The organism is Streptomyces niveus (genome assembly GCF_001723055.1).
Taxonomy (GTDB): Bacteria; Actinomycetota; Actinomycetes; order Streptomycetales; family Streptomycetaceae; genus Streptomyces; species Streptomyces niveus.
This window is the reverse complement of record NZ_MDCR01000034.1, coordinates 1-11491: the sequence shown is the minus strand read 5'-3', so window position 1 is coordinate 11491 and position 11491 is coordinate 1. Positions and strand designations below refer to the sequence as shown.

The following is an 11491-nucleotide window of genomic DNA, read 5'->3' as shown; positions in this document are numbered from 1 at the left end:
GTCGGCCGTCGAGACCGTCCCGGAGGCCACGTCCGGCGCGCTGAACGGCTGCGAACTGCTGATCGTGCTCGGCGGCGACGGCACGCTGCTGCGCGGCGCCGCCTTCGCGCGTACGTCGGGTGTGCCGATGCTCGGCGTCAACCTGGGGCGCGTCGGCTTCCTCGCGGAGGCGGAGCGCGACGACCTCGACAAGGTCGTCGACCGGGTGGTGACGCGCGCGTACGAGGTCGAGGAACGGATGACCATCGACGTCCTCGTCCACAGCAACGGCGACGTCGTGCACCGCGACTGGGCGCTCAACGAGGCGGCCGTGCAGAAGGTCTCGCCCGAGCGGATGCTGGAGGTCGTGCTGGAGATCGACGGGCGGCCGGTGACGGGCTTCGGCTGTGACGGCATCGTGTGCGCCACACCGACCGGTTCGACGGCGTACGCCTTCTCGGCCGGCGGCCCCGTGGTGTGGCCGGAGGTGGAGGCGCTGCTGATGGTGCCGATCAGCGCGCACGCGCTGTTCGCGAAACCGCTGGTGACGTCGCCGAAGTCGGTCCTCGCGGTGGAGGTGCAGCCGCACACGCCGCACGGGGTGCTGTGGTGCGACGGACGCAGGACGGTGGAGCTGCCGGCGGGCGCGCGGGTGGAGGTACGGCGCGGAGCGGTCCCGGTACGGCTGGCGCGACTGCACCAGGCGTCGTTCACGGACCGGCTGGTGGCGAAGTTCGCCCTGCCGGTGGCGGGGTGGCGCGGGGCACCGCACTAGGGCGTCCACGGCCCGGGTCGACATGTCGACCCGGGCCGTGGACGGTCCGGGGTGTCGATGTGTCGGTCTGTCTCCGTCCCGAGTCGTCCCGCGTCACGTCGCCTGTCGTCATGTCGCCAAGCACACTCGCTTTCCGTCGGACACGCGGTCGAAATCAGCACAGAAGGTGCGGTACCGCGGCACGTGCCGTCGAACCGGAGGGCGGGGGCCGTCGCACACCGGGCTCCGGACCTCGTAAGGTCGTGTCCGTGTTGGAGGAGATGCGGATACGGTCGCTCGGGGTCATCGACGACGCGGTGGTCGAGCTGTCGCCGGGATTCACCGCGGTGACCGGTGAGACCGGCGCGGGCAAGACCATGGTCGTCACCAGCCTGGGGCTGCTGCTCGGCGGTCGCGCCGACGCCGCCCTGGTGCGGATCGGTGCCAAGGCCGCGGTGGTGGAGGGGCGGCTCACCATGGCCGCCGACGCCCCGGCGGCCAGGCGCGCGGAAGAGGCGGGCGCCGAACTCGACGACGGCGCGCTGCTGATCAGCCGCACCGTCTCCGCCGAGGGGCGCTCGCGCGCCCACATCGGCGGACGTTCGGTGCCGGTGGGGGTGCTGGCCGAGCTGGCGGACGACCTCGTCGCCGTACACGGCCAGACCGACCAGCAGGGTCTGCTGCGGCCCGCGCGGCAGCGGCAGGCGCTCGACCGGTACGCCGGGGACGCGGTCGCCGCGCCGCTCGCCACCTACACGGACGCCTACCGGCGGCTGAGAGCCGTCGCCACCGAACTGGCCGAGCTGACCACCCGCGCCCGCGAACGCGCGCAGGAGGCCGACCTGCTGCGCTTCGGCCTGAACGAGATCGCCGCCGTCGAGCCCCGGCCGGGCGAGGACGCCGAACTGGCCGCGGAGGCCGAACGCCTCGGCCACGCCGAGGCGCTGGCGTCCGCGGCGTCGCTCGCGCACGCGGCGCTCGCCGGGAACCCGGAGGACCCGTCGGAGGGCGGCGACGCGACGACCCTCGTCGGCGGCGCCGGACGCGCCCTGGAGGCCGTACGGTCCCACGACCCGGCCCTCGCCGCGCTCGCCGACCGGATGGGCGAGATCGCGATCCTGCTGGCGGACGTGGCCGGTGAACTCGCCGGATACGCCGACAACCTGGACTCCGACCCGCTGCGGCTGGCGGCGGTCGAGGAGCGGCGGGCCTCGCTCACCGGACTGACGCGCAAGTACGGCCAGGACATCGACGGTGTGCTGGCCTGGGCCGAGGAGAACGCGGCGCGGCTGACCGAACTCGAGGGTGACGACGACAGGATCGGCGAGCTGACCGCCGAGCACACCACTCTGTTGGGTGAACTCTCCTCTCTGGCGCAGGCGTTGACCGACGCCCGCACCGAGGCTGCGGCACGCTTCGCGGAAGCCGTCACCGCCGAACTCGCGTCCCTGGCCATGCCGCACGCGCGCGTCTCGTTCGCCGTGACGCAGACCGAGGACCCGGACGGTGTCGAGGTCGACGGCCGCGTGGTGGCGTACGGCCCCTCCGGCGCCGACGAGGTCGAACTGCTGCTGGCCCCGCACCCGGGCGCCCAGCCCAGGCCGATCGCCAAGGGCGCGTCCGGCGGTGAGCTGTCGCGCGTGATGCTCGCCGTCGAGGTGGTCTTCGCCGGGTCCGATCCGGTGCCGACATATCTCTTCGACGAGGTGGACGCGGGCGTCGGCGGCAAGGCGGCGGTCGAGGTCGGCCGGCGGCTCGCCAAGCTCGCCAAGTCCGCCCAGGTGGTGGTCGTGACGCACCTGCCGCAGGTCGCGGCGTTCGCCGACCGGCAACTGCTGGTGGAGAAGAGGCACGACGGCTCCGTCACGCGCTCCGGTGTCACGGTCCTCGAAGGCGAGGAGCGCGTACGGGAGTTGTCCCGGATGCTGGCGGGCCAGGAGAACTCGGAGACCGCCCGCGCGCACGCCGAGGAACTGCTGGCGACGGCCCGCGCGGACGCGTAGGAACGGGCGTCGCGGCGGCGGTACCGTGGTGGTGCGCGCCGCGAGGTCACTCGTGTGAGTGATCTCGCGCGGGGAGTCGCGACGACCGACACACCCGCGACGTCCCTCGGTGCCGGAAGGTCCGTACCGGCTGGCATCCTTGGCGCAGCACACACCACCTGAACAGGAGCCTCGGGCACGTGACACAGCTGCGTACGGTCCAGGTGCTCGGCGGTGGCAGCGCGGGCAGCAGCGCGCACGTCAGATCGCTGACGGCGGGCCTCGTCGCCCGGGGCGTACGGGTCACCGTCTGCGCGCCGGACCCGCTGGAGCGGCTGTACGACTTCCGGGGCTGCGGCGCCGACCACGTACCGGTGGCCCGGCGCGGCGACCCCCTCTCGCTCGGGGCGCTGCGGGCCGCCTGCGCCACCGCCGACGTGGTGCACGCGCACGGGCTGCACGCCGCCGTACGCGCGGCGGTCGCCCTCGGCGGGCAGCGCGTACCGCTCGTCGTCACCTGGCACACCCGCGTGCACGCGGACGGGCCGCGCGGCCATCTGCTGCGGCTGCTGGAGCGAAGAGCCGTCAGGGCGGCGGCCGTTGTGCTCGGCGCGTCGTCCGAACTCGTCGACCGGGCCCGCCGGCGCGGCGCCCGTGACGCGCGCCTCGCGCCCGTCGCGGTCCCGGGCCCGCGCCGGGTCCCCGCGCCGGACGAGAACGGCAAGGCCCGCGCCGAACTGGGCGCGGTGGAGCGGCCGTTGCTGATGGCGGTCGGCAGCCTCGTACCGGACCGGGGGTACGACACCCTGCTGGACGCCGCGAGGGCGTGGCGCGGACTCGATCCCATGCCGCTGCTCGTCATCGCGGGCGAGGGCCGCGAACGGGCCGCGCTCCAGGCGCGGATCGACAACGAGGACCTGCCCGTCAACCTCGTCGGCCGCCGTGACGACGTGAGCCAGCTCCTCGCCGCCGCCGACATCGCGCTCCTGCCCAGCCGTTGGGAGGCCCGGTCGCTGCTGGCCCAGGAGGCGCTGCGACTCGGCGTCCCCCTGGTCGCCACATCGGTCGGCGCCGTACCCGAACTGGTCGGTGACGCGGCGGAGTTGATCCCGTACGGCGACGCCGTCGCCCTCGCGGGCACGGTGACGCGCCTGCTGGCCGACCCCGGCCGCCGGGCCGAACTCGCGTCGGCGGGCCCGGTCCGCGCGGCGACGTGGCCCACGGAGGACCACACGATCGCCCAAGTGCTCAGCGTCTACGACGAACTGACGCAGTCTCCGCCGAGGTGACACCGCGGCCCTACTTCGGGCCCGTCAGCGCACGTGCCGCCGTGCCCGCAGCGCCAGGCTCAGGGCCAGGACCGTCTGCGGGTCATCCAGGTCCGTGCCGAGCAGGTCGGAGATGCGGGCCAGCCGGTTGTAGAGCGTCTGCCGGTTGAGGTGCAGTTCGCGCGCAGTCTCCGCCTTGCGGCCCGCGTGGTCCAGGAACGTCGTCAGCGTCGGCAGCAACGGGGCGCGGGACGTGCGGTCGTGGGCCAGCAGCGGGCCGATCGCCCGGTCCACGAACGCCGACAGGTCCGGGTGGTCCCGCAGCCGCCACAGCAGCAGGTCGATGTCCAGGCGCCGCGCGTCGTGCCAGGGGCGCTCCGGCAGGCCGCCCGCCGCCGTCGCGGTCTCCGCCGCGTGCCGCAGCCCCGCGCTCGCCGCCGCCCAGCCGCCCGGGACCCCGACGACCACCACGGGCCGCCGGCCGCCCGGCCGTTCCAGTCCGGCCCGCTCCACGCCCGCCCGCAGCGCCGCCGCCACCCGGTCGGCCACCGCCGCGCGTTCGGACTCCGCGCGCAGCCCCAGCAGCAGCGGGATCCGGCCCTCCACGGGACGTACGCCCAACAGCACCGGCACTCCCACCGAGGCCAGTTCCTCCAGCACGGCGCGGGCCAGCGGCGCCCAGGTGGCCGACGGAGCCGGTTCCGGGTCCAGCCGCATCACCACCGGCAGCAGCGGCCCGTCGCCCGGCCGGAAGCCCAGCACCGCCGCCTGCGCCGGGGCGTCGTCGGCCGCGACGCGGCCCTCCGCGAGATCGGTGAGGAAGTCTCCCCGGCCGCGCGCGGCCAGGTCGTCCTCCTGGCGCGCCTGCATCAGGACGACCGCCAGGATGCCCGCCGCCCGCTCGGCCGCCATCCGGTGCACCGGAAGAAGCGGGGTGGCGACCGGAGGCAGCACGAGCCGGGCGCGTACGGCACCGGCCCCGTGCCCGCCACCGGGTACGTCCACCAGTACGGTGCCCGCCGGCGGACCCGCCTCCCGGTCGGCCCGCTGGGCGCGTAGCCCCTCCCACACCTGGAGAGGCTCCGCGGCCGTCGGTGGCCCCGAGGCGCCCGCCGCCGCGTACAGCAACTGCCCCTCGGCGGTCTCCAGGAAGACGGGGTTGCCCGCGAAGTCGGCGAGGATACGCAGCACCTGGGGTACGCCGCCGCCATCGAGCAGCGCGTCCGTGCACCGCCGGTGGACCTCGTCGGCCTGGCGCAGCAGCGCGTAGTGCCCGTTGACGATCTCGGTGTGGATCTCCTCGGTCACCGAGACGAACGGCACCTCCCGGTGCAGCTGCACCAGCGGCAGTCCGGCGGCCCGCGCCGTCTCCACGACCGCGGCGGGCAGCCGCCCGAACCGCGGCCCCAGCTCCACCACCAGGGCCGCGATCCCGCGATCGGCCAGCCTCTGTACGAAGGCGCGCTGTTCGGCGGGGCGGGTACCCAGACCGATGCCGGTGGTGAGCAGCAGCTCGCCGCCCTTGAGGAGGGAGGCGATGTTCGGCACCTCGCCCGCGTGCGCCCAGCGCACCGTCCGGTGCAGCCGGTCGGCACCGGCGACGACCTCCGGGAGCCCGCCACGGAGTCCCGGCAGCTCAAGGGCCCGTCGTACGGTGATTCCGGCCTGTTCGTCCATGCCTCTGGACGCTACCCGGCCCGCGCGCACGTGTCCGTCTCCGGACGTCCTCCTGCCCGCGCGGGCCGCCGGTGCGTCAGCCTCCGTACGCCCCGGACGCCGTCAGCCGCAGTGCCGTGTCGATCAGCGGCACGTGGCTGAACGCCTGCGGGAAGTTGCCGACCTGCCGCTGGTGCTTCGAGTCCCACTCCTCGGCGAGCAGCCCCAGGTCGTTGCGGAGCGCCAGCAGCTTCTCGAAGAGCTTGCGGGCCTCGTCGACCCGGCCGATCATCGCGAGATCGTCCGCCAGCCAGAACGAGCAGGCCAGGAACGCCCCTTCGTCCCCCTCCAGGCCGTCCACGCCCGCGTCGTCGCCCGACGTCGGGTAGCGCAGGACGAAACCGTCCTCCGTGGACAGCTCGCGCTGGATCGCCTCGATGGTGCCGATGACGCGCTTGTCGTCCGGCGGCAGGAAGCCCATCTGCGGGATCAGCAGCAGCGACGCGTCCAGCTCCTGGGAGCCGTAGGACTGGGTGAAGGTGTTGCGCTCCTTGTCGTAACCCTTCTCGCACACGTCGTGGTGGATGTCGTCGCGCATCTCGCGCCAGCGCTCCAGCGGGCCGTCCGCGTCGCCGGACTCGATCAGTTTGATCGTCCGGTCGACCGCGACCCACGCCATCACCTTCGAGTGCACGAAGTGGCGGCGCGGTCCGCGCACCTCCCAGATGCCCTCGTCCGGCTGGTCCCAGTGGGTCTCCAGATACTCGATCAGCTTGAGCTGGAGCAGCGAGGCGTAGTCGTTGCGCGCCAGGCCCGTCATGTGCGCCAGATGCAGGGCCTCGGTGACCTCGCCGTACACGTCGAGCTGGAGCTGGTGCGCCGCGCCGTTGCCGACCCGGACCGGGCCCGAACTCTCGTACCCCGGCAGCCAGTCCAGCTCCGCCTCGCCCAGCTCACGCTCGCCCGCGATCCCGTACATGATCTGGAGATTCTCGGGGTCGCCGGCGACGGCCCGCAGCAGCCACTCGCGCCAGGCGCGGGCCTCCTCGCGGTAGCCGGTGCGCAGCAGCGAGGACAGGGTGATGGCGGCGTCGCGCAGCCAGGTGTAGCGGTAGTCCCAGTTGCGGGAGCCGCCGATGTCCTCGGGCAGCGACGTGGTGGGCGCGGCGACGATGCCGCCGGTCGGCGCGTACGTCAGGGCCTTCAGCGTGATCAGCGAACGGACGACGGCCTCGCGGTAGGGGCCGTGGTACGTGCAGTGTTCGACCCACTCGCGCCAGAAGTCCGACGTCGCCTCCAGCGAACCCTCGGGGTCCGGCAGCGCGGGCGGCTGACGGTGCGAGGGCTGCCAGCTGATGGTGAACGCGATGCGCTCGCCGGGAGCCACGGTGAAGTCGGAGTACGTCGTCAGGTTCTTGCCGTACGTGTCCGCCTCGGTGTCGAGCCAGATCGAGTCCGGCCCGGCGACGGCGACGGTGCGGTTGTCCACCTGGTGCACCCACGGCACCACCCGGCCGTAGCTGAAACGCATCCGCAGCGCGGAGCGCATCGGCACCCGGCCGCTGACGCCTTCCACGATCCGGATCAGCTGCGGCGCGCCGTCACGCGGGGGCATGAAATCGGTCACTCTGACCGTGCCGCGCGGCGTGTCCCACTCCGACTCCAGGATCAGGGAGTCGCCCACGTAGCGGCGCCGGTCGGCCCGCGGGGGCTCGGCTCCCGCCGGGGATGCCGGTCCGAGCCGCCAGAAACCGTGTTCGTCGGTCCCGAGCAGCGCCGCGAACACGGCTTGCGAATCGAAGCGGGGCAGGCACAGCCAGTCGACTGTGCCGTCCCGGCAGACCAGGGCGGCGGTCTGCATGTCTCCGATGAGTGCGTAATCCTCGATGCGCCCGGCCACGTGCATCTCCAGTCGAACGGCCACGTTCGCCCCTCGGGGCGCTTACTGCGGTCAAGGGTCGTTGACGAGCTCTTTTTCCGGGAACACGGGCGGGGATAGTGCCGTTTGCCGGCCGGACTCGGCAGCGAATGTCCGAGCAGGATACGACGCACCCCGGAGATCCGCGCAGGTGTCCAGGCAACACAAATGAGCCGAACGAGTGGGCTGGGGGTGATAGGGGCCGTGCCACCGCAGGTCCGATGACGTGCGGTAACGGGGCGACGACTGAGCGCGGGCGGTTCGGTGAGCCCGGAGTGACCGAGTGGTGACCGTCCGCTGATCATGAAGGCTTGTGAGGTGATCAATTTGTGATCTTGGGCGAGGAGGGTGCGGCCGTTTCCGTGCGTGTTCCGTGTGTGTTTCGTGCGCGTTCGGCGTGCGTCAGGCCTCTTTCCGGCGTGCGTTCGACGCGCGTAACGGGTGGCCGGAAATCACCCCCGATGCGGCCTCGGTGCCGGTGTGTTCGGGCGGCCGTCGCGGGGTGATCCCGGGGGTGTCGCGAGCGTCGTCCCGGGCCCGTCGCCGAAGGTCCGGAGCGTGGCCGCCGGGAACGTGCCGCCGCCGTCGCTGATACCCTGGTGGCCCGTGGGCGGATGGCCCCCCAGCACTCCTCAGGGGCCCCGAACCGCAGCGACGTCACCCCCTCCAGATCCTCCGGTCCGCCGGTGATCCACTGGACAGGGGAGCCGGTACGCACCTCAGACCGCGACCACGGGAGCCCCCTCTTGGCCATGCCGAACCGATCCACGACCTCCTCGACGACCAAGCACATCTTCGTCACCGGGGGCGTCGCCTCCTCCCTCGGCAAGGGCCTGACCGCCTCCAGCCTGGGGGCTCTCCTCAAAGCGCGGGGCCTGCGGGTCACCATGCAGAAGCTCGACCCCTATCTGAACGTCGACCCCGGCACGATGAACCCGTTCCAGCACGGTGAGGTCTTCGTCACCAACGACGGCGCCGAGACCGACCTGGACATCGGGCACTACGAGCGCTTCCTCGACGTCGACCTCGACGGCTCGGCCAACGTCACCACCGGCCAGGTCTACTCCACGGTCATCGCCAAGGAACGGCGCGGCGAATACCTCGGCGACACCGTCCAGGTCATCCCGCACATCACCAACGAGATCAAGCACCGCATCCGGCGCATGGCCACCGACGACGTGGACGTCGTCATCACGGAGGTCGGCGGCACGGTCGGCGACATCGAGTCGCAGCCGTTCCTGGAGACCGTCCGCCAGGTCCGCCACGAGGTGGGCCGCGACAACGTCTTCGTCGTGCACATCTCGCTGCTCCCGTACATCGGCCCGTCCGGCGAGCTGAAGACCAAGCCGACCCAGCACTCGGTGGCGGCGCTGCGCAGCATCGGTATCCAGCCGGACGCGATCGTGCTGCGCGCCGACCGCGAGGTGCCGCTGTCGATCAAGCGCAAGATCTCGCTGATGTGCGACGTGGACGAGGCCGCCGTGGTCGCGGCGATCGACGCGAAGTCCATCTACGACATCCCGAAGGTGCTGCACACCGAGGGCCTGGACGCGTACGTCGTACGGAAGCTGGACCTGCCGTTCCGCGACGTCGACTGGACCGTCTGGGACGACCTGCTGGACCGGGTGCACAACCCCGACCACGAGGTCACCGTCGCGCTCGTCGGCAAGTACATCGACCTGCCCGACGCGTACCTGTCGGTGACGGAGGCGCTGCGGGCGGGCGGCTTCGCCAACAAGGCGCGGGTCAAGGTCAAGTGGGTCACCTCGGACGACTGCAAGACGCCCGCGGGCGCGGCGCGCCAGCTCGGCGACGTCGACGGGATCCTGATCCCCGGCGGCTTCGGCGAGCGCGGCGTGACCGGCAAGGTCGGGGCGATCCAGTACGCACGCGAACAGAAGATCCCATTGCTCGGGATCTGTCTGGGCCTCCAGTGCATCATCATCGAGGCCGCGCGCAACCTCCTGGAGAACCCGGACGCCAACTCCACTGAGTTCGACGCGGCGACGGCCCACCCGGTGATCTCCACGATGGAGGAGCAGCTCGCCTACGTGGAAGGCGCCGGCGACCTGGGCGGCACGATGCGGCTCGGGCTGTACCCGGCGAAGCTCGCGGACGGCTCGATCGTGCGGGGCGTCTACGACGACCAGCCGTACGTGGAGGAGCGCCACCGGCACCGCTACGAGGTCAACAACACCTACCGCGCCGAGCTGGAGAAGAAGGCGGGCCTCGTCTTCTCGGGCACGTCGCCCGACAACAAGCTCGTCGAGTACGTGGAGTACCCGCGTACGACGCACCCCTACCTGGTCGCCACGCAGGCGCACCCGGAGCTGCGGTCGCGTCCGACGAGGCCGCATCCGCTGTTCGCGGGCCTGGTCAAGGCCGCGGTGGAGCGCCAGCAGGGCGCGTAGGGCACCGGCGCGAGGCGCTAACGTGGACCGAGGTACGGCTTCCCGGCACCGGGATCCGTACCTCGGTCTTTCACTGTGCGGGCGTGTGCGGAGGTAGGTTTCGATGACGATCAAGGACACCCCCGAGGAGTGGCGGATCACGGCCACGGCGACACCGTTCCGGGGCAACAAGACCAGCGTCCGTACGGACGACGTGGTCATGCCCGACGGGTCCGTCGCGCGCCGCGACTACCAGGTCCATCCGGGTTCGGTCGCGATCCTCGCCCTGGACGAGTCGGACCGCGTGCTGGTGCTGCGTCAGTACCGGCACCCCGTACGCCAGAAGCTGTGGGAGATCCCGGCGGGGCTGCTCGACATCCCCGGCGAGAACCCGCTGCACGCGGCGCAGCGGGAGCTGTACGAGGAGGCGCACGTCAAGGCGGAGGACTGGCGGGTGCTGACGGACGTCTACACGACGCCGGGCGGCTGCGACGAGTCCGTACGGATCTTCCTGGCGCGCGACCTGTCGGAGGCGGAGGGCGAGCGCTTCGACGTGTCCGAGGAAGAGGCGGACATGGAGCAGGCGCGGGTGCCGCTGGCGGAGCTGGTACGGGGCGTACTGGCGGGCGAGCTGCACAACAACGCGCTCGTGGTGGGCGCGATGTCGCTGACAGCGGCGCTGGCGGGGGACGGTCTGGACGCGCTGCGTCCGGCGGACGCGCAGTGGCCGGCTCGGCCGTTCGAGGCGTGACGTCCAGTAGGACGAACTGCTGATCCGATTGGGGGATTTGTGGTCGCGTCCCGCCGGGTCGGTCGCGGAGCGTGAACTACGCTCGAATCACCCGGGCGGACACCCGCCGGGCTCGACTCGTGCGCACCCCGCCGGCGGGCAGGGGAAGGAGCGTGGCCGTGACGGACCAGGCGGTGGACTTGGACGGCGGCCCTGCGAGGTCGCACGACGCCGACGGGCTGGCTGACGCCCCGTCAGTCCCTCCGGAAGCTCCCGACCCACCCCGCCGCCGAGCCGCCCGCACCCGCCAGGCCCCCGATCGGGCCGAACCCAAGAAGCCCGCCCCGCGCAAGAAGGCGGCCTCGCGCGGTACGGGGAAGCAGGAGAACCCCGAAGCGCCGGCCACGCCGCCGACCGCTGCCCGCAGGGCACGCGGCACGGCCGAGAAGCCGGCGCCGAGAACGGGTGCGCGGGCCGGGAGCGAGGAGTCGGCCCCGCGCCGTGGCGCGGCGGCCGCCCCGCGCAAGAAGGCGGCCTCGCGCGGCGCGGGGAAGAAGGAGAGCGCCGACGCGGCGTCCGGGGGCTCGCCAACGGCGGCGCCGGGCGCGGATCGAGTGGCGACGGGTGGGGTCGTGGAGGAAGCGGTTCCGGTCGGGGCGGACGGTGACGCCGGGGGCGCGGGCACCGGTCTCGACCGTGGAGAGCGGCCCGACGGGCAGGTGGGCCCGGTCGCCGGGCGCGCGGAGGCCGGGGCGTCAAGTGCCGCTCGCAGGGCGGGTGATGAGGGCGGCGAGCCCGCTCCGCGCGGTGACGC

Annotated in this window: 7 protein-coding genes and 1 pseudogene; 6 read left to right on the top strand and 2 right to left on the bottom strand. The window is 72.8% G+C overall.

The window, feature by feature from the left end; translation table 11 throughout:
* From BHU15_RS04770 to BHU15_RS04760, 3 genes are all read left to right on the top strand, one after another.
* Positions 1-754: NAD kinase (locus tag BHU15_RS04770; RefSeq protein WP_069626013.1), on the top strand; the 754-nt coding region annotated here is incomplete at its 5' end.
* Positions 755-1014: 260 nt separating this feature from the next.
* Entirely contained in the window at positions 1015-2736 is a 1722-nt protein-coding gene (gene recN, locus BHU15_RS04765) for a DNA repair protein RecN (RefSeq protein WP_069626014.1), read from the top strand.
* A gap of 179 nt (positions 2737-2915) precedes the next feature.
* Positions 2916-4004: a glycosyltransferase family 4 protein gene (locus BHU15_RS04760; protein ID WP_069626012.1), complete on the top strand. Its 1089-nt coding sequence runs from the start codon at positions 2916-2918 to the stop codon at positions 4002-4004.
* 24 nt (positions 4005-4028) lie between these two features.
* Here BHU15_RS04760 and BHU15_RS04755 read toward each other — a convergent pair whose 3' ends face one another.
* Both BHU15_RS04755 and BHU15_RS04750 read right to left on the bottom strand, forming a co-directional pair.
* Entirely contained in the window at positions 4029-5660 is a 1632-nt protein-coding gene (locus BHU15_RS04755; RefSeq protein ID WP_069626011.1) for a PucR family transcriptional regulator, read from the bottom strand.
* A gap of 76 nt (positions 5661-5736) precedes the next feature.
* Positions 5737-7545: a glycoside hydrolase family 15 protein gene (locus tag BHU15_RS04750; RefSeq protein WP_069626010.1), complete on the bottom strand. Its 1809-nt coding sequence runs from the start codon at positions 7543-7545 to the stop codon at positions 5737-5739.
* Between the two features lie 764 nt (positions 7546-8309).
* Between BHU15_RS04750 and pyrG the strand changes: the two genes are divergently transcribed.
* The 3 genes and pseudogenes from pyrG to BHU15_RS04735 all read left to right on the top strand — a co-directional run.
* Complete coding sequence (gene pyrG, locus BHU15_RS04745) at positions 8310-9968, top strand: CTP synthase (RefSeq protein ID WP_069626009.1); 1659 nt, start codon at positions 8310-8312, stop codon at positions 9966-9968.
* A 103-nt stretch (positions 9969-10071) separates the two neighbouring features.
* Positions 10072-10698, top strand: a complete 627-nt coding sequence (locus BHU15_RS04740) for an NUDIX domain-containing protein (protein ID WP_069626008.1) — start codon at positions 10072-10074, stop codon at positions 10696-10698.
* A 158-nt stretch (positions 10699-10856) separates the two neighbouring features.
* Positions 10857-11491, top strand: a pseudogene (locus BHU15_RS04735) (hypothetical protein); the annotation flags it as partial.

Excerpts from the sequence above, each read along its gene's own strand:
- pyrG (WP_069626009.1), top strand. The coding sequence starts at position 8,310 with ATGCCGAACCGATCCACGACCTCCTCGACGACCAAGCACATCTTCGTC.
- recN (WP_069626014.1), top strand. The coding sequence starts at position 1,015 with ATGCGGATACGGTCGCTCGGGGTCATCGACGACGCGGTGGTCGAGCTG.
- BHU15_RS04755 (WP_069626011.1), bottom strand. The coding sequence starts at position 5,660 with ATGGACGAACAGGCCGGAATCACCGTACGACGGGCCCTTGAGCTGCCG.
- BHU15_RS04740 (WP_069626008.1), top strand. The coding sequence starts at position 10,072 with ATGACGATCAAGGACACCCCCGAGGAGTGGCGGATCACGGCCACGGCG.
- BHU15_RS04750 (WP_069626010.1), bottom strand. The coding sequence starts at position 7,545 with ATGCACGTGGCCGGGCGCATCGAGGATTACGCACTCATCGGAGACATG.